Source organism: Corynebacterium sp. c24Ua_83 (assembly GCF_039907245.1).
Lineage (GTDB): Bacteria > Actinomycetota > Actinomycetes > Mycobacteriales > Mycobacteriaceae > Corynebacterium.
Genome location: NZ_JASBOI010000004.1, coordinates 1 through 22,584, shown reverse-complemented (window position 1 = coordinate 22,584; position 22,584 = coordinate 1). Strand labels below are relative to the sequence as shown.

Here is a 22,584-nt window from a genome sequence, read left to right as displayed (position 1 = left end):
GAAAGTCAGATGTTTAGGGTCGTCAACGCCCTAGCTGACGTCCATGTCAGCATCCGGACGCTCGTCACGGGACAGGTTGATGCCCAGAGCTGCGTTAGCGTTCTCCAGCTCATCGTCATCGTCAGAGGACAGCTCCATCGGGGTGCCGTCGGCGGCCAGAACCTCAACGTTCAGGCACAGCGACTGCAGCTCCTTCAGAAGGACCTTGAAGGACTCCGGGATTCCAGGATCCGGGATATTCTCACCCTTCACGATCGCCTCGTACACCTTCACACGGCCAACCACGTCGTCGGACTTGATGGTTAGGAGCTCCTGCAGGGTGTAGGCGGCACCGTATGCCTGCATTGCCCACACCTCCATCTCACCGAAGCGCTGGCCACCGAACTGTGCCTTACCGCCCAGCGGCTGCTGGGTAATCATGGAGTAGGGACCAGTGGAGCGAGCGTGGATCTTCTCGTCGACCAGGTGATGCAGCTTCAGCATGTACATGTAGCCCACTGCAACCGGGTACGGGAAGGGCTCGCCGGAGCGGCCGTCAATCAGGTTGGACTTACCGAAGTCGTCGACCTGGCGCTCGCCGTCGCGATTCGGCAGCGAGGAACGCAGCAGGCCGGACAGCTCCGCGTTGGAAGCACCGTCGAACACCGGGGTGGCGGTCAGGGAGTCCGCCGGAACCTCGTACAGCTCCTCCGGCAGGGTCTCCAGCATCTTCTGGATCTTCGGATCCTGAGAATCAGTGTCGACCTTCCAACCGGCCTTAGCCAGCCAGCCCAGGTGCACCTCGAGGACCTGACCAATGTTCATACGGCGCGGCACGCCGTGGGTGTTCAGGATGATGTCGATCGGAGTGCCGTCCGGCAGGAACGGCATGTCCTCCTGCGGCAGGATCTTGCCGACAACACCCTTGTTGCCGTGGCGGCCGGCGAGCTTATCGCCGTCCTGGATCTTGCGCTTCTGAGCGACGTAGACGCGAACCATCTCGTTCACACCTGCGGCCAGGTCGTCGTCATCCTCACGGGAGAACACGCGAACGCCGATGACCTTACCGGTCTCGCCGTGCGGCACCTTCATGGAGGTATCGCGGACCTCGCGGGCCTTCTCACCGAAGATGGCGCGCAGCAGGCGCTCTTCCGGAGTCAGCTCGGTCTCACCCTTCGGGGTGACCTTACCGACCAGGATGTCGCCGTCGCGGACGTCCGCGCCGATGCGGACGATACCGCGCTCGTCCAGGTCAGCCAGGACATCTTCGCCCACGTTAGGAATATCGCGGGTGATCTCCTCCGGACCCAGCTTGGTGTCGCGGGCGTCAATCTCGTACTCCTCGATGTGAATCGAGGTCAGAACGTCCTCCTCAACCATGCGCTGGTTCAGGATGATGGCGTCCTCGTAGTTGTGGCCTTCCCAGGGCATGAAGGCAACCAGCAGGTTCTTGCCCAGTGCCATCTCGCCGTGGTCGGTGCCCGGACCATCGGCCAGAACCTGGCCGGCCTCAACGCGGTCCCCCTCGTCCACCAGCGGAGTCTGGTTGTAGCAGGTGCCCTGGTTGGTGCGCTCGAACTTACGCAGCATGAAGGTATCGCGCACACCCTCGTCGTCCATGACGGTGATGTAGTCGGCGGAGACGTACTCGACCACGCCTGCCTTCGGCGCGATGATCATGTCGCCGGCGTCATAAGCAGCGCGCAGCTCCATACCGGTGCCCACGAACGGAGCCTCGGAGCGCAGCAGCGGCACAGCCTGACGCTGCATGTTGGCACCCATCAGTGCACGGTTAGCATCGTCGTGCTCGAGGAACGGAATCATAGCGGTTGCCACGGAAACCATCTGTCGCGGCGACACGTCCATGTAGTCCACCTCGGTGTACGGGACGACCTCCACGTCGCCGCCGCGCAGGCGAACCTCAATGCGCTCCTCGGTGAACCGGTGATTCTCGTCGAACGGGGTGTTCGCCTGAGCAATCACGTGGCGGTCCTCTTCGTCCGCAGTGAAGTAGTAGACCTCGTCGGTGATCTGCCCGTCCACAACCTTGCGGTACGGGGTCTCGATGAAGCCGAACGGGTTCACGCGAGCGTAGGAGGAAAGGGAACCGATCAGACCAATGTTCGGACCCTCAGGGGTCTCAATCGGGCACATGCGGCCGTAGTGAGACGGGTGAACGTCGCGGACTTCCAGGCCGGCGCGCTCACGGGACAGACCGCCCGGACCCAGCGCAGACAGGCGGCGCTTGTGGGTCAGGCCGGACAGGGAGTTGTTCTGGTCCAGGAACTGCGACAGCTGGGAGGTGCCGAAGAACTCACGGATAGCCGCGGAGACCGGGCGAACGTTGATCAGGGAGGTCGGGGTGATGGACTCCGCATCCTGGGTGGTCATGCGCTCACGCACAACGCGCTCCATGCGGGACAGACCCACGCGAACCTGGTTCTGGATCAGCTCGCCGACGGTACGCAGACGACGGTTACCGAAGTGGTCGATGTCGTCGGTATCGATCGGGATCTCGGTGCCATCCGGGGAGGTCATGGACTTCTCACCGGCGTGCAGGCGTACCAGGTACTCGATGGTGGTCAGGATGCCCTCTTCCGTGAGGGTCATCACGCCATCGGTATCGCCACCCAGACCCAGCTTGCGGTTGACCTTGTAGCGGCCGACCTTGGCCAGGTCGTAGCGCTTCGCCTTGAAGAAGGAGTTCTCCAGCAGAGCCTGAGCGGAGTCGCGCGTCGGGGACTCGCCCGGGCGCTGCTTGCGGTAGATCTCCAGCAGGGCCTCGTCGGTGTTGTCCACGCCGTCCTTTTCGAGGGTGGACATCATCAGCTCGGAGAAGCCGAAGCGATCGGTGATCTCCTGCGTGGTCAGGCCCAGCGCCTTCAGTAGCACGGTTACCGGCTGGCGACGCTTGCGGTCGATGCGCACGCCGACGGTGTCGCGCTTGTCCACGTCGAACTCGAGCCATGCACCGCGGGAGGGGATCACCTTCACGGAGTGCAGGGGACGCTCGGTGGATGCGTCGATGGAGGCGTCGAAGTACACGCCCGGGGAACGGACGAGCTGGGAGACAACGACACGCTCGGTGCCGTTGATGATGAACGTGCCCTTGTCGGTCATCATCGGGAAGTCACCGATGAAGACCGTCTGGGACTTGATCTCACCAGACATGGAGTTGGTGAATTCCGCGGTCACGTACAGCGGTGCCGCGTAGTTGATGTCCTTATCCTTCGCCTCGTCGATGGTGGACTTCACGTCATCGAAGCGGGGGTCGGACAGGGTGAGGGACATGTTCTCGGAGTAGTCCTCGATCGGAGAGAGCTCCTCGAGAATCTCCTCGAGTCCGCTCATGATGCGGACGTCCTCCCCTGCCTCTGCTTGGGCGCGGGCACGCCATTCAGGCGTGCCAACGAGCCAAGCGAAGGACTCTCGTTGGAGGTCAAGAAGGCCTGGAACCTCAATCGGAGCGTCGATCTTCGCAAAGCTGTGTCGCTGCGGAGCTCCGGGAATTCCGGCCACTGAGCTGGTCTGGCGGGAGACTGCCAAGATGGGTCCTTCCAGCACAACATCGGTCGGGCACTACGTGGTGGAGCTGTAGTGCGCGGCCGTGATTGTGTGTGTACGGTCTCGTGATGGTCGATTTAGTTGGATTTTCCCTGCCAAACTATCCCCACGCAGAAACGACTAAACGACCTTGTCAAATGGCCTTTTTGGCTCGTTTGGCAAAGTCTGCTTCATGTGTAATGTCTTCACATCACTTCTGCGTAGCTTTGTAGTCGTTTCGTTGTAGCCGATAGCTCAACAAATCAAATCCAGCGCAACGAACTATCCTATAGCATCGCTGCGCGAATGTCTAGGCTTCCTCAGCCGGGCTCTCAGGGTGCTTCTCTGCCCGGCGCTCATTCCGGTGCTCCGCCCTACGCTTAGCGCGCCGCCACAGAACCAGCACCACGGATGCTGCTGCCACAATAACACCCGCGACAATCAATGCAACCCCCCATTTATCGGTGTGGCGCTGTCCGCTGACCTCCATGGCCTGATCCAGCATGGACTGCGTCACTCGCTGCGGGGTCTTGCCGTGGAACTGCAGCAGGTTCTGCACGTCCTTACCGGAGTCGTCGCGGTACGTGTCCTTCACGTTCTCCTCCACGCTCACCAGCAGGCCGGACTTCGGCTCTACCGCCAGCTCGCGCCAGCCTTCGTGGAACAGCTGAGCGCGCTGTGGCTTGCCGTCCTCCCCTTCAACGGTGATAGTGTTGCGCACTCCCGCGTACTCCTTGGCCACGGAGGTTGCCGGGATCTCCTGGCGGAAGACGTACAGCTCGTGCTCGCGCCCGTCAGCGGTGGTGACATTGCGGGTGCCGGTGAACTCCGCAGGCAGCGCGCGACGTAGCGTCATATCGAAATAGTCGTAAGAGCGCTGCTCAGTACCCTGCGGGAACTTGGCCCAGTAACCGGCGATCTCGCCGTCGGTGGCCGGGGTAGCGGGCGTGTCCGAGACCTTCGCATTACCCTTCGCCTCGCCCGTGCGACGATCCACGGTAAAGCTCCAGACCTGTGCGTCCAGCAGCGATTCCAGGTCGTCCTCCACGTCCGTACGGGCGGTGGTCACGCCGACGCGCGCACTGGCTTCCTCATCGGTGGCGGGCTCCTCGAGCGTGATCTTGAACTGGCGATTGACCGGCGCCGTCACGTCCTCTTTACCATCCAGCCCTTGGTAGTTCGGGCCGATGACCGCCGCTGGGTCGTTCAGGGTAAGCGTTGTCGCGGCCAGGTCTAGAGGCACGGCCTTGTCGTTCGATACAACCTTTGGGAGCATGACGCCCACAGTGATCAGCGCTACGCCAATCAGCGCACCGAGCGCACCCAGGATGTAGAGGCCTTTGCCGGAGCCCTTTTTATTCGTCACTTCTCTGCCACCATCTGCGATTAGATCAGTTTTAGCTACCCGCGCGCCCGGAGAACTGGGCACACGATTCAATATTTGTCACTTAAGCGTAGCAAGACAACAAAAAACCGCCGGCAATCACGAAATGTGATTGCCAGCGGCTCTGATTGGCCTGCACAGTCGGCGCTAGGCCGAAGTGCAGGAAGTAAGGCGAGCTTACTTGAGGGAGACCTTTGCGCCAGCCTCTTCCAGCTTGGTCTTAGCAGCCTCAGCGTCATCCTTGGAAGCAGCCTCCAGGATAGCCTTCGGAGCACCCTCAACCAGCTCCTTGGCCTCCTTCAGGCCCAGGCCGGAGACGATCTCGCGGACAACCTTAATAACGCCGATCTTCTTAGCGCCTGCGTCCTCCAGAACGACGTCGAACTCGTCCTTCTCCTCAGCAGCAGCGCCGCCCTCAGCGCCCGGAGCAGCAGCAACGGCAGCAACCGGAGCAGCAGCGGTGACGTCGAAGACCTCTTCGAATTCCTTAACGAACTCAGACAGTTCGATGAGGGTCATTTCCTTGAAAGCCTCGATGAGCTCGTCCTTGGTGAGCTTAGCCATGATGGCATCCTTTCGTAGTTGCGCCGGTGGGCCGAAAAGTGTTGGCGACCCGGCCGGCAAAATGTTTTATGTCTTATGTATGAGCGGAGGGAACTTACTGTTCCTTCTTCTCCTGCAGTGCAGCGGCCAGGCGTGCAACCTGGGATGCTGGTGCGTTGAACAGGCCTGCGGCCTTTGCCAAGGAACCCTGCATGGCACCGGCCAGCTTGGCCAGCGTGGTTTCGCGATTGTCCAGCTCGGCGATTGCCTCAACCTGAGCTGCATCAATCGCGGCACCGTCCATGTAGCCACCCTTGATCACGAAGTTCTTGTGATCCTTGCCGAAGTCCTTCATGGCCTTCGCAGCGTCCACGGCCTCGCCGTTGACGAATGCGATTGCGGTAGGACCGGTCAGCAGGGACTCATCAAGCTCAATGCCGGCTTCGCGTGCAGCCAGCTTGATCATGGTGTTCTTGGCGACGGAGTAGGTAACGTCCGAACCCAGTGCGCGACGCAGCTCGGTGGTCTCAGCCACGGACAGGCCACGGTACTCGGTCAACAGAGTGGACTGTGCCTGCTCGAAGCGTGCCTTGAGCTCTTCCAGCGAAGCGGTGTTCTTCGGATTAGCCATACTCTCGCCTCCTTCCTGATGTTTACGGTGTACGTTTTTGCAGTACGTCCACCGACGATCATTGTTGAAGGGCAACACTGTACATAAACGACAAAGCGCCTCACGTTTCCGGCGTTTTACGCAAGAAGCACAAGGCGCATTCGTAGGATCCCCGGCTTTCTAGGGCTGGAATCCGATCCGAACGTCTAATCGTGTTACCTGCGTGGGCCGTCATCTATGACGATGATCCTTCAATCTCCTGCCCACTCTCCCCAGTTAAGGTTCGCGCGGACGGTGATGACCGACGGTCTTCGGTGAAAACTTGACGTTGGTGATCTCGTTGTTGATCTAGTCAAACTTCCTCGAAGGAGGTTACACCCCTGCTCCCCCTTCCTCCAAATCGCTGTTTTTACCTTTTTGACGCCACCCTGCGCGAGAAATTATTTCGTTTCCAAAACTGGGGCTGCATTTTTGATTAGCCTTGGGGTTCATGGACGCATTCATCCCGAAGTTCCTATCCAGCCTGCGACGCGACAATCCACTGCCGGAGGGCGTCAATAAGTTCGACACACCGCTAGACGGCAAGACACCGACGGTGCTGATCCACGGCACGTGGCTCAACGCATATAACACGTGGGACTACGTGGCCAAGCACCTCATTGCGGCAGGTCACCCAGTGTTTGCCGTGAACTACGGCAAAGACCGGTCTGCCTTTACAGGCAAGGCGCCGGGCGTGTACGCCAACAACTTCCTGCGCACCTCCCAGAAGGAGGTGGCGGCCTTCATCGACGAGGTGATCGAGCGCACGGGTGCGAAGAAAGTGAACCTGGTCGGCCACTCACAGGGCGTGGCGCAGGCGCGGCTATACCTTTCCGATTCCGGTGGCGCCGACCGGGCGGATGTGGCGCGTAACAAGGTGGACCGGCTGGTGGGCGTGGGACCTGCGCACCACGGCACTACCCTGTCGGGCATCTCGACTCTGGGCGACAAGATCGACCCGAACAACAAGCTCGCGGGATTCCTGGAGAAGTTCCTGGGCGGCGCGGCGATCGACCAGCGCCTAGGCAGTGAGTTTGGCGAGCACCTGAACCGCGATGGTGATACTACGCCGGGTGTGGACTACACGATGATCACTGCGAAGTACGACGGTATTGCGACTCCTCGCTTGAAGCAGGTGATGGTCGCCGGGGAAGGCGCGCGGGTGCGCAACCTGAGTGTGCAGGACGACAACCCGCTGGACCTTTCCGGCCACCTGGCGATGCTGTACTCGCCACGCGTGGTGGATCTGATTCTGGAGGCCCTGGAGCCCGGCGAAGACGGTCCGGCCACCTACCGCGCCGCCCACCCGCTGAAGCGCGGAGTGGTACTTCCGCTGATGGGCGAGTTCCGGCTGCCGGGGCGGCGGAAAGCCTAGCGAGGCTCCTCGCCGTCCCAAACTTCTCTAGCCTTCCTTAGTCCTCCTCGGCGGGGAGGTCTTCTGCGTAGGCGCTCTCCGCATAGGCCTGTTCCGCACGGTCACGACTGATTTCCCGGTACGCCTGCAGCAGCTGCAGGGTATGGGCGCGCTGCATGTTGCGGGCCGCTACGAAGAACAGGAGTGCTCCGCCGAGCAGCCCCATCAGCCCCAGCCCCAGCAGGAAGCCAGTCGTCCAGCCACCGCCGGTAAGGGAATCCATAAAGGACTCTACGGCGGTTTTCTCGGTTGCTACGTTCTGCGCGTCATCCGTATTGTCGGCCCCTTCGGCATTCTTCTGCCCTTGGGCTGCGTTGATGCGATGGATGCCACCGGCGCCGCCCGCTTCGCCTTCGCCTTCCGCAGCCTCAGCCTCAACCTCAGACTCGGCGTCTACTTCGCCGCCTTCTGCGGCCGCAGCGCCAGCGGAAGCTCCGTCCACTGTGCCAGCAGAACCTGCATCCGCGGCGCCAGCAGAGACGCCACCATTTGCGACCGCAGCACCGTCGGCAGACCCAGATGAACTGCTGGAGCTATTCGAGCCGGCAGAACCACCGGAACTAGCTCCCGCGGATTCGGCCTCACTAGCAGCACTGTGGTTATCCGATGCGGCGTTGGTGCTGGAAGGGGATCCACCAGAACTCTTGCCAGCAGAGTTGTTGCTAGTGGCACCTGCCGCCGAAGAATCACTGGTGCCGGCACCGCCAGCTCCCCCGGTGGAAGGACTCTGCTGTGCCTTGCGGTTTCCGCGCAGCGCCTCGATGCCACCGACGATTTCATCCATGTACTTGCCGAGCTTCGCGTTTTCGCTATCCAGGTGCTTCTGAAACTCCTGCAACTCTTCGAGACCGGACTTGTCTCCACTTGTGTCGGTGTCGGAAGGATCAGTGCTATCCCCGGGATCAGTGCTATCCCCGGGCCCACCGGCACTGTCGCCGCACGCATCCTTGATGACGAAGAATGTCTCCAGCTCCTTGTCGAACTTCTCGCCGTTTACCGTGGTTCCCTGATAGCGGAAAACTACGCGGTAAGCGCCCGGCTTGGTGAAGAGGAACTGCTGGTGATCGTGCGCTCCAACCGCATAGCTGACCTTGTGCTCACGGTGCTCGGAATCCAGGCGCAGGCTCGCACTACCCAGCCCATTGTCCGACAGGGTCACCATTCGGCCGGGCCCCTCGAAGTCCTTAATGGTCACGTCCACGCCCTTCTTTGCCGAGTTCAGATGCTCGGTGGAAAAGCCCAGCCACGGGACGTCCGGGTTCTCCTGCTGTGCCTGCGGGAGTGCGTATGCGGTCTCCCCCAGTTCCTCCCGGTAGCCTTCCGGAATTCCGACTTTCGCCTTCGGGCTGTTGACTAGGAAAATAAAGCTTCCAGACTCGCGCTCCTGCACATTCGCCGGGTCCGCGCTGTCCTTCAGGAAGGTGTGCGGATCAGAGTCCGATTCATCCGACGTACCCACGCCCATGTCCATGTGCCCCTTGGGAATCACAGCGCGCTCGGATCCCTGCTCCTCACCGAAGGCATCGTTGACCTCGCTGCGGACCTCGTCGTCGGAGATCTCCTGCGGGGCTTCGCAGGTCGGCGCGGGAGTGTCGGTGCCATCGCTCGGATCTTCCTCGTCGCCTGGCGTTTCATTCTTGCCTGGCTCGGGCTCTCCTGGCTGCTCAGGGTCTTCGGGCTGCTCGGGCTCTTCAGGCTGATCTTGATCTCCCGGCGTGCCCGGCTCCAGCGGCGCGATCGGATTCTTGATCTCGTTCAACCCAGTGGTCGTGCCCTCCGGCAGCCCCACCTGCTTATCGCTGCCGACCAGCCAGTTGATGGTGCGCTCTGCAGATTTTACGGTGGAGCCGTCCTTCTTTTTGACGTCCCACTGCATCGTCAGCTGATACAGCCCGGGTTTAGAGAACGTCCAGCCGAAGTGCCCGTGCCCACCGACCTCGTAGTCGTAATCCTTCAAACCGCCCTTGGTGGAGAGCACACGCTCCGGCGTGGGGGTGCCGGAGTTGTGGAAGAAGACCTCCATGTCGCCGGGGCCTGAGAACTTCTTCATGTGGAAGTGCAGGTTCGGCTCCGCAAAGTCCGTCGGCGCTTTAAGCTCATGCGCCGGGTCAAAAGCCCCCAGCCCCGCCCAAAGCGGGCGCCATTGGTTTGTGAAGTCCGCATTCTGCGGGGCGTACCACAGCACCGTGCCGGGCTTGCCTAGGAAGGACAGCGCCTTCTTGTTAGGCACCTTGATGCGGGAAGCCTCTTTGCCATCGATCGCGTCGGGCGCCAGTCGCAGACAGACGCCATCGGCGGGCACGGGCTGCTGTCCGTCGACGACCATCACGTCCGGCTTGCCCTTGTTATACGTTCCGTAAATCGCATCCACATGCGCCTTGTACAGCAGCTTCCTGCCCGCACAAACGTGCATCTTTCCGGTGGCCGGGTTCTTCACGTCCTTGCCGACGGTCGGTCCGTCACTGGTCGTTCCGGGCCTATGCCCTGTCGGTGTTGCTTGCGCCCGCTGCAACACCTCGGCGGAGCGGTGGTCGCTGGTTAGTGGTGACGCCGCATTCCAGGCGCCGGCTACCACCGTTAGCACCAGCACACCCAATACCGCCAGGGTGGACTTGGCTGCCCACATCATCCGATCGGCCCTGTTTTGGCTGCGTTTGAGCTGCTTAAGCAGTTTAAGCTCAGCCTGCTGCCGCTTGGCCAGCTGCTGGAAGAGTTCATCTTTTTTATGCATCAGTAGTTACCACCTGTGAGGGTTTGTTGGATTGCCGGGCGGCGCGAATGGGCGTCGCCACAAAGAAAGAAAAGAGAAAAACAACGGTGAGCACCAGGACGATGGTTGCGCCCGTAGGCACATCGATTGCCCAAGACACGTACACGCCGAGGAAGGAACCGACCATGCCGATCACGGCGCTCAGCGCCATCATCACGACCAGTCGGTCGGTCCAGAGTCGCGCTGCGGCGGCCGGAGTGATCAGCAGCGCGAGTACGAGAATGTTGCCGACGGTGCGAACAGACATCACCACGGCGGCGGTGACGGCGAGGTAGAGGATCACGTCGATCAGCAGCACGCGGATGCCCATGGCGGCGGCGGTTTCGCGGTCGACGGAGACCGCCACGATCTCCTTGTGCAGCGCCGCCACGGCCAGAATTACGACGGCGCCGACGACGGCGCTGAAGATGATGTCGGAATTGGACACGCCCGTGATCGAGCCGAAGAGGAAGCTATTCAGGCTGGCCGTATAGCCCTGCACCTTCGAGATCACTACCAAGCCCAAGGCGAACGCGGCGGCGAAGAAGATACCGATGATCGTGTCCTCTTTCACTCGCCTGCGCTGCGAGAACAGGGCGATCAGCAGGGCCACCACGGCGCCGGCCACCGCCCCACCGGCGATTACCGAGACCTGCAGGGCGAAGGCGATGGCCAAGCCCGGGAACACAGCATGCGCGACCGCATCGCCGATGAACGCCATGCCGCGCAGCACCACGTGAGTGCCGATCACACCGCAGACCAGCGCGGAGAGAACAGCCACCAGCAGCGCCTTCGGCAGGAAGGCCAGGGCGGGATTCGTCAGGTCGGCGAGGAACTGGGAGAAGGAAATCACGACACCAACCCCACTCCCCGCAACAGTGGCGAATCCGGGCGAACGTCGAAGGTCTCCATCCACGGCTCGGGGTTCTGCAGCTGATCCGGCGCACCATCGGCCACCACACGACCGTTCAGCAGCACCACGCGATCACAGACGTGCACCGCCTGCGCCAGATCGTGGGTCACCATCAGGATGCTCATGCCATCGGCGGCCAGGGCCTGCAGGATCTCCACCAGCGACTCGATGCTGGGGAAATCCATGCCAGTGAAAGGCTCGTCCAACAACAGCAGCGTGGGTTCCACAGCCAGGGCGCGCGCCACCAGCACGCGCTGGCGCTGCCCGCCGGAGAGCTGACCGATGGGACGGTCCGCCAAGTGCTGCAAGTTCACGCGCTTCAGCGCATGCGCAGTGGCCGCAAAGTCTGCCCGGCGCGACCGACGGAACGGGCCAATCAGCCCCGCGCGACCGTTCAGCACTGTGTGGCGAACGTCGATGGGATAATCCCACGCGAACTCGTGGCGCTGAGGAACATAACCTATGCTCGCGGCTTTGATGCTGCCCTTGGTACGCGGAATGAGACCCAGGACACTGCGCATCAGGGTGGTCTTGCCCGCGCCGTTGGGGCCGAGCAAGCCAATTAGCTCGCCAGGGTGTGCCTCGAGATTTACGTCGGTGAGGATCTGCCGCCCAGCTAGTCGGACATTCAGATCCGCGATCTGCAGCGCGGTCACTTCAGCTGACCCCATAGTTCATCCTCGACGCGCTTGCGCTCCTTGGCGCCCTTCCGCAGGGAGAGGAAACCGAAAGCCAGCAGCGCGACGACAACCACGCCAATGCCGCCCAGGATCCACGGCAGGGCAGAGTTGCCGCCATCGGAGCCTTCCTCGGAGTTGTCGGCATTCGCATCTGTACCGTTGGCGGAATTGTTGGGGTTGGAACTGTTGGCGTCACCAGAAGAACCGGCAGCACCTGCCTTCGGCAGCTCACCCTCCCAGCTGGAGTTCTGTGCCTCGGAAGGGTCCACCCCCACGGCAAAGTTAAGAACCTTCGTGGTGGTCTTCTCGGAGCCATCCTTCAACTTCACCCGCACGCCCATGGCCACGCGGTGCACGCCCGGCTCGGTGAACACCCAGTTGGCGTGCGTGTGCGTGTTCAGATCCACCCACAGGTCCTGCGGAGTGGGCTGCGCGGAGTTCCACAGCTCCTGGGGCTGTTCAAAGCCGCCGGCCTGCAAAAACATGCTCATTTGGCCGGGCCCCTGGTGGCCCAGGTACTCCATGGTCACGCCGCGGCTGGCCTGGGCGATCAGTGCCGGGGACTGTGTGTTCCATCCCAGCCATGGCACGCCTTGTACCTCGGTCTGCGGCAGCACCCATACTTCCTGGCCGGACTGCGCGCCGGTGAACTCGTAGCCACCGTCGGCTGGCAGTTGCTGCTTGGCCTTGTCGGAGACGTCGAAGACCACGTCGTCCAGCACACGCCAGATGGGCTTTTCCTCCGCATCGTCGCGCAACTGCACGTCCAACTCGCCACCGTCCAGGCGCATGCCGAGGTCCGCGTGACCGCGGCTAAACACGTGCGAAGTCCCCGCGGGAGCGTGCTGCTCTTTGTCTGTCACGGTCTGCTGCAGCGCCGGGTCCTGTGCTTGGCTCTGCGCCTGCGCCACTGCTACCGGCGGGGCCACCGGCACTCCCGCCACTACTACTCCCCCGGCCAGCAGTGCGGCGGCCGCGGGAGCTAGACAGGACTTCCTGATCCGTGTGTTTCGCATGTTCTGTTTGATCCTTATTCTTCTTTTTCTTCTTAGTTCTTGAAACGTCGTTGTCGTTCCTGCGTGCCAGTGGTCTATGCGCCACTCAGGCAGTTCGCCATCGATTCCGCATTGGTCCGCATCAGGTCCACATACGTCGGCGCAGTGTCGTCGAGGGTGTCGCTGCGTATCTGGCACACACTCACGCCCAGCCGGTCGGCGATCTGTTGTAGCTCGCGCGTACGCCCCGCCATCGTCGGCTCGATAAACACCGCCGGAACCTGCAGGTTTTCCAGGGTGCGGGTCAGGCTCACAAGGTCCCGTGTACTCGGCTCGATTTCTGGGTTCGGGGTGACGAAGCCGGCTACGTCCAGGCCGTAGGCGTCAGCAAAATAGGCGTAGCCGTCGTGGGCCGTCACCAGGTGCCGACGGGCCTCGGGAATAGTGCCGACCTGGCGCTTGATCTCTCGGTCAAGGTGGTCGAGCTCGTCCAGGTAGGTTCGCGCGTTCTGCTGGTAGTCGGCGGCGTGCTCAGGGTCTACGGCGATGAGCTTGTCGCGGATGACCTTCACGTAAGCCATCGCGTTTTTCGCGTTGTGCCACAGGTGCGGATCCAGCTCGCCGTGGACGTGCTTGCCCAGCACCGCTTGGGGCAGCAGGTAGGTCTCGTCGCCCGCCGTGCCGAGAAAGCGGAAGTTCGGGTCGCCCGGGATCGGCTGCAAGGTCTGGTTAGGCACGCTAACCACGGCTTTCTTGGGGTCGATCGTGCCGCCATCGCCGACGAGGTTGATGCTGTTGTCGTCGGCGTTCACCGCAATGTCGTAGTGCCCGCTGTCTATCTTTTTTGACGCCCCGTCTTCCGTGCCCACATTGAAACGCACGGTCTGGTCCGCAATGTGCTCTGGCGGTTTTCCCTCGTCCGGCACCAGAGATGCGCTCAAGTGCAGGGTGTACGTGCCTGGCTTGGAGAAAGACCAGCTCATGTGGGTGTGTGCGTCGACCGGCAGCGTAGCCGTATCGCCCTCGTACCCGCGGGAGGCATCGAAGCCATCGCGAGAGTTGAAGAAGATCTCCGGCTGGCCGAAGGTACCGGTGATGTATGCCGCCGCATCGCCCGGCCCCTCCACATCAGTCACACTGAGGTGCACTTCGGAGTGCGCGGAGCCGCCGTGCCGGGCGCCGATCCCCTGGGCGCGCAGACCCAACCAGACGGTATCGAGCGCCATGTTCTCCACCAACGGGATGACGGTGGCTCCCTGGTTGGCGGCCACGTCGGCCAGAGCCACGACCTCCGTGCCGGGCAGCACTCCGTTATCCATGGTGCGCAGCACCGACTGCTGCTCCAGCAGCAGCCCGTTGTTGAACGCGATGTCCGCGTTCGCAAGGTTGCGCACATCCCGCAAAGTGAGCTCGTAGGTATGCGGATCAGCAGTGTTGGGAATCAGGGCGGTCACGCGGGCGGCATCGCCCGCAACGTGCCGGGCGATATCGGCGATGATCGGCGTGGAGGCTACGACATCCGTGATGCCATCATCCCTGCTGGGCAAACTCGCACCACCTGCCGCGGCGCACCCAGTTAAGCCCGCTGCGAGCAGCACCGTACAGACATTCGCGCACAAGGATTTGGCAAGCCCCCGCCGCGATGAAGCTGCGTGCCCCATCCCTAGGACTTTGCGCCCGGGGATCGAGGTGGCGTCATCGAACGAAGAGCCGCCACCGAATCAGCAGACAGAGAGTTCGTGCGCAACATGTAGACCACGCCTGCGCCGAGAGCGATCAGACCCGCGCCGGCGATGGCCAGGGCCAACATCGCGGAGGTCGATCCGGTATCGGCAAGAGAGCCGTCGGCGCCGGATGCAGTGCCGGCATCTCCACCGGCTGCGCCCCCGCCTGCTCCTGCTGCGCCGGAACCGCCTTCTGCGCCGGAGGCGCAGTCGCCGTCAGTGGTGACGGTCGCGCCGAAGTCGAAGTGGCCGCTGTTAGCGTTGCCGCTGCCGCCGACGGTGAAGGTCAGCGTGGCGGGAGCGCTGATCTTCTTGCCCTGCTTGGTGGTGGCGGTCTGGGTTATGCCGACCTTGTACGTGCCGGGCTTAGAGAAAACCCAGTTCGGATGCACGTGCGAGTTGCGCGGCACCACGTGAGCGCCGGATGCATTCCCGCCGCTGGCCTTGAACCATTCCTTGCCCACAACCTGGCCCAGGTTGCCTTGTTCGAAGACGTACATGCTGCCCGGTCCGCTGAAGGACGTCAGCTTGAAGGTGACATCACCTTGAGTATTCGCCAGGAGGTCCGGGTGCATGGTGTTGACGCCCACCCACGGCACTCCGTTGGACTGGGTAGCACCGATCATCCAGGCGGTACCAGCTCCAACAGGGCCGAGAGACTGTGGAAGGTTCGTCTTCGCGGCGGATCCTAGACCGAAGTTCAGCGCACTGGGGCTGGTCCACTTGGCTGGCTGCTGACGGTCATCCTTAATTTGCGGGCGGAGGGCAGGTTCGCCCTTCTTGCAGGTGGCCGAGCCTTGTGTTCCCGCGGAGCCGGCGGAACTGGCAGTGCTGTTGGAGGAGCTGGACTTTCCTGCTGGGCTCGACTTACCCGTGGCGCCGGCCTTGCCCGCAGAACCGGCCTTGTTCCCAGTGCTGGCGCCAGCGGAACCACCGCCGGTAGCGCCACCGCTGGCGTTACCACCGCTGTTCGAGTTGTCCGATGCCCCGGAGCCAGCGTCTGTGTCCTCGCTTCCGCACGGGGTGGCACCCTCGGCGGGTTCGTCGGCGTTGGAATCCTGGTCGGACTTACCGACGACCCAGGTGTAGGTCTTCACTTCCGATTCAGCACCGTCAGCGGTGGCCTGCACCTGCATGGAGTAGCGGCCTGGGCGCTCGAAGCCCCAGTTGGCGTGGACGTGGCTTGGGTTCGCCTGGTCGATGCTGTTGCCAGACTTGACCTCTACCCCGTCCGAGAGCAGCGGGGTGGCGCCGCCGAACGCCTGGCTCCACATGAACACTCGGCCCGGGCCGCACACGCGATTGAAGTTGATCTTTACGCCCTGGTAGTGCGGTGCGACGCCTTGCGTATCCCAGCCCGGCCAAATCAGGTCCTGCTCTTGGGTCTGCGGCAGGAAGTAGGTCGGCACCCCGACCTCTGCCACATCTTTGGTGCGGGGCTCGTAGGCGTGCGCCCCGACCTCCAAGGTGACGCTGTTCGGATCGTGGACCACGTGGGAACCAGTGGCATCCTCGGTCAGATCGAGCTTGAGGTTGCCTTTGCCCGAAGAGGTGACGTGGAAGGCGTCAATATGGCCCTGATTCAGGGTGACAGAATCGGCCTTTGCCTCAGGTAGGGACTGCGGGCCGAGGCTACCAATGCCGAGGAAGGCTGCGAAGCCTGCGAGAAGAGCGACTGAGAGTGCCGCGAGGGGTGATGTGCGCACCAGATTAAGTCCTTTAAAACACAATGGGTCTAGTTTTCATTTAGGACTATAGTGAAGTGGGAACCATTTTCAAACAACGGGTGTGGAGCCCCCCTCCCGCGCTACCCCACCCCTAAAAAGAAGTGGTAAGCACTCGAATGGTTAGACAGACATATCCAAGGGAAGATCAGAGATGTCCCGAAGACGGTCTCCTGCAATTAGCGTATGCAACAGCTCACAAGTGTCGTCATTACCAACAGCTTCCACTGCTTTCTTGAGCTCTGGTAGCGCGAAGTGGTAGGTCATGTCAATATCCCCAGTACCTAAAGCCAGGCTGGCGATTCTTGTCACCAACGGCTCCCCCGTCACCGCAACAATATGCGGAGCACGCGCCTTCCTGTGCTCAATCAGGTTCAGGGCTTCCGCACGGGTGTTCTGCGCTCGATCGCTCCGCATCGTCCACTTGCACGACACAACAGCATGGACAATCTTGGCAGGATTCTCCCGATTACTTGCCCTCACAGGAGAACCTAAACCAGAATTACCGTCTACCAGAAACTCTCCCTCATTAAACGCGTCATCCGTCACGGGCTCACGCAGAACCAAGATGTCAGGAGAAATCGAGTAGCTATTTCCGAGGGCAGCCCCCAATTCCGGATACCTGCGCACCAATTCGGCTAGATCTGCCAAATGAGAGTACGGCTCACAGAGGAACAGATGTTCGCGCCGTCGAGAGCTTCCAACATTCTGAACCTCCCATGTTCCCGGACGCACCGACTGCATGTGCGTAAAAGTCTTCTTGATAAACTTAGCCACCGCACGTTCGAAGTCTGCACCCATAGACTGTCCCGCCTTCTTACGGGCAACGCTCGCACCTAGCTGATCAGCTAGATGAAGCGCAGTTTCTCGGGACGCATTACTACTACTGTCCGCATTTGAAGCAATCCTCCCTTTTACTGCATCAGCAATGGTCAAAACGCCTTCATCAATTAACTCTCGATGCAGCTCTTTACGAGCCCGAGTTATTAGCGATTCAGAGTGACTCACAGCCCTACTCCCTCCAAGAGACTCATTTCTGGGACCACCGGCTCCGCCGGAACCATTCCGCTCAACGGATCCTGCCGCAAAGCCGCCACAATGCGATCACCAATCGCTTGTGCCACTGGCGGTGGAAAGGCATTGCCTACTTGCTTCCACGCTGCGGTCTTGCCACCTTCCCACTTCCACTCAGAAGGGAATCCTTGAATCACAGCGCCCATACGTACAGTTAGCCGTGGCATTTCCGCACCATGCCCAACCGGGAAATCCGGCCCTGGCGCCTCGTGAGCAATGCTTGTACCCCGCACACCGAGCCTCTTCCAGCCTTCACGGGCGCGTGATGGACCCACATCTGGACCACCATGTTTCTTCGAGCCACCAACGAGCGTCGGCCCAATATCGTTTGCCCGCTTTGCCCATGCATCGGCACCCGGCCACCCATTCTCAGCCATAAGCGAATGAAGCGCCTCACCAACGGTTACTCGCGTGTCTAGAGGTTCAGGCCAGGCAAAGTAGTCCGCATATGGTTCCCTCAAAGCAACCAGAACGAAGCGAGGCCGTAGTTGGGGGACTCCAAAATCTGCAGCGGTAACAACCTCCCAGAAGGTGCGGTAACCCAGCTCTTCCAGTTCAGCGACCAGCTCATTTCGGTAGCGCGCAAATCTAGGCTGCGCTAACCCGCGGACATTCTCCAGCAGGAGCGCCTTTGGGCGCGACTGCGCGGTCAGCTCGAGCGCCCTCGGGAACAAATCTCTCTCGTCGTCTTGCCCAAGCTGTTTACCAGCAATCGAGAAGGGCGGACATGGAACTCCCCCTGCTAGCAGATCGAGGTCATCCGCAAAAGGGGAAATGTCGAAATCTAGCACATCACCATGAACAATATTCCAAGCTGGCCGGTTCGCACGAAGAGTGTTGACAGCATGACCATCGAGCTCGACTACCGCACGGTGAATAAAACCGGCAGCCTCCAACCCGAGCGCCTGGCCTCCAGCCCCAGCGCAGATTTCGACCGAAGTAAGCGGTGTTTGCATGGCTCGAACATACCACGCCCCGATGACACAACTGGAATCCTCAAAACCGGTTGTTTTGATAGTTGACCTGCGAAAACAGCAGAAACTCAATACCTTCTGACGTCATAAATAGAACATATGCTCTATTTAGCAAAAAACACCCCCGCCGCCCGAAGGCAACGAGGGTGCGAAAATCCTAGAAGGAAACTAGGAAACGAGACTTAGGCCTCTTCGGTGAAGTCCTTCACGATGGTGTTGTCCACCGGAACGCCGGGGCCGTTGGTGGAGGACATGGTGACCTTCTTGAAGTAGCGGCCCTTGGAGGAGGAAGGCTTCAGACGCAGCAGCTCGTCGATCAGAGCGCCGTAGTTCTCAGCCAGCTGCTTCTCGGTGAAGGAAGCCTTGCCCAGGATGGCGTGCAGGTTAGCAGCCTTGTCCACGCGGAAGGAGATCTTACCGCCCTTGATCTCGGCGACAGCCTTAGCAACGTCAGTGGTGACGGTGCCGGTCTTCGGGTTCGGCATCAGGCCACGGGGGCCCAGGACGCGAGCCACACGACCAACCTTGGCCATCTGGTCCGGGGTAGCGATCGCAGCGTCGAAGTCGGTCCAGCCGCCCTGGATCTTCTCGATCAGCTCGGCGGTGCCAACAACGTCAGCGCCAGCCTCTTCGGCGGCGGTAGCGTTCGGACCCTCGGCGAAGACGACAACGCGAACTTCCTTACCCGTGCCGTTCGGCAGGGAAACAGTGCCGCGAACCAGCTGGTCGGCCTTGCGCGGGTCAACGCCCAGGCGGATAGCAACATCGACGGTAGCGTCGAAGTTCTTGGAAGAGGTCTCCTTGACAGCCTTAGCGGCTGCCAGCGGGGTGTACAGGCGGCCAGCGTCGATCTTCTCCGCTGCCGCGCGGTATGCCTTAGAGGTCTTGCTCATAGTGAATCCAATCTTTAGTTTCGTTGGAGTTGTGGTGCAGGCCAAGCAAGCAGCCTTGCCACGGTTTGTGAATCCGGTTAGGGAATTACTTCTGCGGAGCGTCCTTGACGGTGATGCCCATGGAGCGAGCAGTACCGGCGATGATGGCAGCGCCAGCCTCAACGTCGTTAGCGTTCAGGTCTTCCTTCTTGGTGGTTGCAATCTCCTTGCACTGATCCCAAGTAACGGAGCCGACCTTGTCGGTGTGCGGAACGCCGGAGCCCTTCTGAATGCCCGCAGCCTTCAGCAGCAGCTTCGCTGCCGGCGGGGTCTTCAGCTTGAAGTCGAAGGAACGGTCTTCGTAAACGGTGATCTCAACCGGAACGATGTTGCCGCGCTGAGCCTCGGTAGCAGCGTTGTACGCCTTGGTGAACTCAACAATGTTCACGCCGTGCGCACCCAGAGCCGGGCCAACCGGCGGTGCCGGAGTAGCCTGACCAGCCTGGATCTGCAGCTTAATAAGGCCAGTAACCTTCTTCTTAGCCATCTTAAAACCTACTTTCTGTTATCAACGCGATCCCGTAGCACAGGTAAGCACGGGAAAATCGCATCGACCGGATGCCGGGATTTCACCAGCTACCGGAAATGGAAAAACTTGCGTGTCGCGCCGTGAACATAAGCCCACGGACAACCCGCATAACTCTAGTTCAGCTTCTCTACCTGATCAAATTCCAGCTCAACCGGGGTCTCACGGCCGAAGATGGAGACCATGGCCTTCAGGCGGTTGTTCTCGGCATCGATCTCGCTGATGGTTGCAGAAACGGAAGCGAACGGGCCAGACAGGATGGTGACGGACTCGCCCTCCTCGTAATCCACCACAACCTGCTCGCTGGCCGGCTTCGGCGGGGTGGCCACACCCGTTGCGGATACGTCCACACCGGTTGCTGCCTCTTCGCCATCCTCGGACTCCTGCGGCTTCGCGGTCTCCGGCGGCAGCAGGAACTTGGCAACCTCACGGATCTTCACCGGGGTGGGCTTGCCCTCGTTGCCAACGAAGCTGGTCACGCCAGGGGTATCGCGGACAACGGACCAGGAGGCGTCATCCAGAGACATACGCACCAGCACGTAGCCCGGCAGCAGCTTGCGCTTCACCAGCTTGCGCTTGCCGTCGCGTAGCTCCACAACTTCCTCGATAGGCACGACAACCTCGTGGATCTGCTCGTCCACGCCCAGGGTCTGGGCGCGCATCTCCAGGTTGGTCTTCACCTTGTTCTCGTAGCCGGAGTAGCACTGGATGATGTACCACTCGCCCGGCAGCTTCTTCAGCGCACGCATGAACTGGCGTAGGCGAGCCTTGTAGGCGGCCATCGCAGCGTCCTCTGCGGACTGCTCAGCCTCGCCTTCGGCACCCTCGGCCGCTGCTGAAGCCTCGGAGGCCTCAGCGCCGTCGGCGCTCGTCGTTTCTTCGGCCCCTTCGGTGGTTGGCGCTGCGGCGTCATCATTAGTGACGCCCTCAGCCTCAGCACCCGCAGCGTCCTGGTGCGCCTCAGCAACAGCCTGCTGTACGTCTTCTTGAGCGGCCGCAGCCAGGCTCTCTGCGCTAACGGCCTCGCTGGTCTGGTTGTTGTTCTGGTTCTCTTCGGTCATGGAAGCACCCTCCATCATTAAAAATCCGCCTATCGCCGGGCGGCGAAGGCGGTATATAAGTTGATGTTCGCTAGCTTAACACAAGTTAGCGCATGATCTGACGCAGACCCCAGCTAGCAGCCCAGTCGGTGCCGGCCACAAGGGCGCAGACGAAGATCAGGAACAGTAGGACGATGATGGTGTAGTTCACCATCTCGCGACCCGTGGGCCAGATAACCTTGCCCATTTCGGCAATCACGCCGCGGATGTAATCCACGATGGCGCTGAAGGGGTTCTTGCGGGTCTTTACAACTTCCGGAGCCTTGGAGTTGGAGTTCGCGACCGCGCGGGACGTGGTGGCCTGACCGGCCACCTGACGCTTGCCGGACGGACGAAGGCTGCCGCCATTGCCGGATTTACCGGCTGCGGTCTTTTTGCTCTCGTCGCTCACGTCTAAGTTCTCCTTAAAGGTACCTGCAAGGAAGATCGTGCAGGGGCGACAGGACTTGAACCTGCAACCTGCGGTTTTGGAGACCGCTGCTCTGCCAATTGAGCCACGCCCCTAATCGAAGTTCTGGTTCACGAGTGTACGCGACCAGATCAACATAGGTGAAGCAACATCCTGATAGCGAGGAAACACAGTGCCCATTTGCAGGGCTCGTAGCTTCCATGCCACACATTCAGTGCAACGTTCAAAAACAATAGCAGGATAACGACCGCGCGACCAAATAGGGCGCGGGTGCTGGGGCTTGCGGAGTTGGGACACGCAGGTTTAGGGCAGGCGGGTTAAGGCGAGACACAGAGCGTAGCGACAGCAAAAGCAAAACCACCCGGCGACTTACATCACCGGGTGGTCTTGGTCTTAATTTGTAGCGGTGGAGGGACTCGATCCCTCGACCTCACGATTATGAGTCGTGCGCTCTAACCAGCTGAGCTACACCGCCATCGTCGCCACTTTGCTACGGACCGCCAACGGTCTGTGTCTAACGTCGCGTGACGGGGCGCATAAAATGACAGAGCCCCCTGACGGAATCGAACCGTCGACCTTTTCCTTACCATGGAAACGCTCTGCCGACTGAGCTAAGGGGGCACAACTTAAATCAATCAAACCTAGCGGGGCTATCCGCTTTGGCCCGTTGATCAAAGCCTGAAGTAGCATAACCAGTTTTCAATGATAATCACAAATCTGCTGTTCAGGAACGCTTTTAAGCATCTCACCCTTCGGCAAACTAGGTAGTTAAAGAGAAAGGAGCCGAGCCCCATCTGGGACCCGGCTCCGCGCTGGGAGTTTCTAGTGCTGCCCCTCGGCGAACTCCTCGACCAACTTCGCATTGAACGCGTCAAGATCGGCCGGAGTACGGGAAGAAACCAACCCGTTATCCACGTGAACCTCCTCGTCTACCCACTTCGCCCCAGCGTTCTGGAGGTCAGTCTTCAACGATGGGTACGAGGTCAAGGTACGGCCACGGAGAACGTCCGCGTCGGTAAGAATCCACGCCCCGTGGCAAATCACGGCCAGTGGCTTTCCAGCCTCGACATGCTTCTTCACAATTTCGACCGCTGCCTCGTCCATGCGCAGCTGGTCGGCGTTTCCGGTACCACCCGGAAGGATAATCCCGTCAAACTCAGCGTCACGAGAGCTCTCGGTAGAGGCATCCGCCTCAGAGGTAGAACCGTTCTTGCCCTCAATCTTCTCGCCACCAGGGGTTAGGACAGTCACTGCGCCACCTGCATTGCGGAC

At 60.9% G+C, this 22,584-nt stretch carries 18 protein-coding genes and 3 tRNA genes; 1 reads left to right on the top strand and 20 read right to left on the bottom strand.

The window, feature by feature from the left end:
• Positions 1 to 30 precede the first annotated feature (30 nt).
• The 4 genes from QKE30_RS04420 to rplJ all read right to left on the bottom strand — a co-directional run bounded on the left by QKE30_RS04420 (position 31) and on the right by rplJ (position 6,080).
• A complete protein-coding gene (locus QKE30_RS04420; protein ID WP_347934206.1) occupies positions 31 to 3,543 on the bottom strand; it encodes a DNA-directed RNA polymerase subunit beta in 3,513 nt (1,170 codons plus the stop codon).
• Positions 3,544 to 3,832: 289 nt separating this feature from the next.
• Positions 3,833 to 4,888 (bottom strand): DUF3068 domain-containing protein, encoded by a 1,056-nt coding sequence (locus QKE30_RS04415; protein ID WP_347934205.1) that lies wholly within the window; start codon positions 4,886 to 4,888, stop codon positions 3,833 to 3,835.
• A 195-nt stretch (positions 4,889 to 5,083) separates the two neighbouring features.
• Positions 5,084 to 5,470, bottom strand: a complete 387-nt coding sequence (rplL, locus tag QKE30_RS04410) for a 50S ribosomal protein L7/L12 (protein WP_296212616.1) — start codon at positions 5,468 to 5,470, stop codon at positions 5,084 to 5,086.
• Positions 5,471 to 5,564: 94 nt separating this feature from the next.
• On the bottom strand, positions 5,565 to 6,080 hold the full coding sequence (gene rplJ / locus QKE30_RS04405; RefSeq protein ID WP_347934204.1) for a 50S ribosomal protein L10: 516 nt from the start codon (positions 6,078 to 6,080) through the stop codon (positions 5,565 to 5,567).
• Between the two features lie 469 nt (positions 6,081 to 6,549).
• On the opposite strand from rplJ, the gene QKE30_RS04400 reads away from it, so the two are divergent.
• Positions 6,550 to 7,473 carry an alpha/beta fold hydrolase gene (locus QKE30_RS04400; protein WP_347934203.1) on the top strand — a complete coding sequence of 308 codons (924 nt, stop codon included), beginning with the start codon at positions 6,550 to 6,552 and terminating at the stop codon, positions 7,471 to 7,473.
• Between the two features lie 37 nt (positions 7,474 to 7,510).
• Here QKE30_RS04400 and QKE30_RS04395 read toward each other — a convergent pair whose 3' ends face one another.
• From QKE30_RS04395 to QKE30_RS04320, 16 genes are all read right to left on the bottom strand, one after another.
• Complete coding sequence (locus QKE30_RS04395; RefSeq protein ID WP_347934202.1) at positions 7,511 to 10,243, bottom strand: choice-of-anchor M domain-containing protein; 2,733 nt, start codon at positions 10,241 to 10,243, stop codon at positions 7,511 to 7,513.
• Complete coding sequence (locus QKE30_RS04390) at positions 10,236 to 11,114, bottom strand: anchored repeat-type ABC transporter permease subunit (protein ID WP_347934201.1); 879 nt, start codon at positions 11,112 to 11,114, stop codon at positions 10,236 to 10,238. The genes QKE30_RS04395 and QKE30_RS04390 overlap by 8 nt, the downstream gene beginning before the upstream one ends.
• Entirely contained in the window at positions 11,111 to 11,845 is a 735-nt protein-coding gene (locus QKE30_RS04385; RefSeq protein WP_347934200.1) for an anchored repeat-type ABC transporter ATP-binding subunit, read from the bottom strand. The genes QKE30_RS04390 and QKE30_RS04385 overlap by 4 nt, the downstream gene beginning before the upstream one ends.
• Positions 11,827 to 12,870, bottom strand: a complete 1,044-nt coding sequence (locus QKE30_RS04380; RefSeq protein ID WP_347934199.1) for a choice-of-anchor M domain-containing protein — start codon at positions 12,868 to 12,870, stop codon at positions 11,827 to 11,829. Before QKE30_RS04380 ends, QKE30_RS04385 begins: the two co-directional genes overlap by 19 nt.
• A gap of 74 nt (positions 12,871 to 12,944) precedes the next feature.
• Positions 12,945 to 14,396: an anchored repeat ABC transporter, substrate-binding protein gene (locus QKE30_RS04375; RefSeq protein WP_347934198.1), complete on the bottom strand. Its 1,452-nt coding sequence runs from the start codon at positions 14,394 to 14,396 to the stop codon at positions 12,945 to 12,947.
• A gap of 116 nt (positions 14,397 to 14,512) precedes the next feature.
• Positions 14,513 to 16,279, bottom strand: coding sequence for a TIGR03773 family transporter-associated surface protein (locus tag QKE30_RS04370; protein ID WP_347934197.1), 1,767 nt, complete (start codon positions 16,277 to 16,279; stop codon positions 14,513 to 14,515).
• A 141-nt stretch (positions 16,280 to 16,420) separates the two neighbouring features.
• Positions 16,421 to 17,305: an NgoMIV family type II restriction endonuclease gene (locus tag QKE30_RS04365; protein ID WP_347934196.1), complete on the bottom strand. Its 885-nt coding sequence runs from the start codon at positions 17,303 to 17,305 to the stop codon at positions 16,421 to 16,423.
• A complete protein-coding gene (locus QKE30_RS04360) occupies positions 17,302 to 18,327 on the bottom strand; it encodes a DNA cytosine methyltransferase (protein ID WP_347934195.1) in 1,026 nt (341 codons plus the stop codon). The genes QKE30_RS04365 and QKE30_RS04360 overlap by 4 nt, the downstream gene beginning before the upstream one ends.
• Positions 18,328 to 18,527: 200 nt before the next feature.
• Positions 18,528 to 19,238 (bottom strand): 50S ribosomal protein L1, encoded by a 711-nt coding sequence (gene rplA, locus QKE30_RS04355; protein ID WP_005292043.1) that lies wholly within the window; start codon positions 19,236 to 19,238, stop codon positions 18,528 to 18,530.
• An 85-nt stretch (positions 19,239 to 19,323) separates the two neighbouring features.
• On the bottom strand, positions 19,324 to 19,764 hold the full coding sequence (gene rplK / locus QKE30_RS04350) for a 50S ribosomal protein L11 (RefSeq protein WP_034986238.1): 441 nt from the start codon (positions 19,762 to 19,764) through the stop codon (positions 19,324 to 19,326).
• Between the two features lie 155 nt (positions 19,765 to 19,919).
• On the bottom strand, positions 19,920 to 20,864 hold the full coding sequence (nusG, locus tag QKE30_RS04345) for a transcription termination/antitermination protein NusG (protein ID WP_347934194.1): 945 nt from the start codon (positions 20,862 to 20,864) through the stop codon (positions 19,920 to 19,922).
• A gap of 85 nt (positions 20,865 to 20,949) precedes the next feature.
• Positions 20,950 to 21,294, bottom strand: a complete 345-nt coding sequence (gene secE / locus QKE30_RS04340) for a preprotein translocase subunit SecE (RefSeq protein WP_034986243.1) — start codon at positions 21,292 to 21,294, stop codon at positions 20,950 to 20,952.
• A gap of 40 nt (positions 21,295 to 21,334) precedes the next feature.
• Positions 21,335 to 21,407: transfer RNA gene (locus QKE30_RS04335), tRNA-Trp, on the bottom strand.
• 306 nt (positions 21,408 to 21,713) lie between these two features.
• Positions 21,714 to 21,787, bottom strand: a tRNA-Met gene (locus QKE30_RS04330).
• A gap of 73 nt (positions 21,788 to 21,860) precedes the next feature.
• Positions 21,861 to 21,933 (bottom strand) — tRNA-Thr (locus QKE30_RS04325).
• Positions 21,934 to 22,134: 201 nt separating this feature from the next.
• Positions 22,135 to 22,584 (bottom strand): type 1 glutamine amidotransferase domain-containing protein (locus QKE30_RS04320; RefSeq protein WP_347934193.1); only part of this gene is annotated, 450 nt, incomplete at its 5' end.

Coding starts and splice junctions, on each gene's coding strand:
- rplL (WP_296212616.1), bottom strand. CDS start 5,470: ATGGCTAAGCTCACCAAGGACGAGCTCATCGAGGCTTTCAAGGAAATG.
- rplJ (WP_347934204.1), bottom strand. CDS start 6,080: ATGGCTAATCCGAAGAACACCGCTTCGCTGGAAGAGCTCAAGGCACGC.
- QKE30_RS04400 (WP_347934203.1), top strand. CDS start 6,550: ATGGACGCATTCATCCCGAAGTTCCTATCCAGCCTGCGACGCGACAAT.
- QKE30_RS04395 (WP_347934202.1), bottom strand. CDS start 10,243: ATGCATAAAAAAGATGAACTCTTCCAGCAGCTGGCCAAGCGGCAGCAG.
- QKE30_RS04385 (WP_347934200.1), bottom strand. CDS start 11,845: ATGGGGTCAGCTGAAGTGACCGCGCTGCAGATCGCGGATCTGAATGTC.
- QKE30_RS04380 (WP_347934199.1), bottom strand. CDS start 12,870: ATGCGAAACACACGGATCAGGAAGTCCTGTCTAGCTCCCGCGGCCGCC.
- QKE30_RS04360 (WP_347934195.1), bottom strand. CDS start 18,327: ATGCAAACACCGCTTACTTCGGTCGAAATCTGCGCTGGGGCTGGAGGC.
- rplA (WP_005292043.1), bottom strand. CDS start 19,238: ATGAGCAAGACCTCTAAGGCATACCGCGCGGCAGCGGAGAAGATCGAC.
- rplK (WP_034986238.1), bottom strand. CDS start 19,764: ATGGCTAAGAAGAAGGTTACTGGCCTTATTAAGCTGCAGATCCAGGCT.
- nusG (WP_347934194.1), bottom strand. CDS start 20,864: ATGACCGAAGAGAACCAGAACAACAACCAGACCAGCGAGGCCGTTAGC.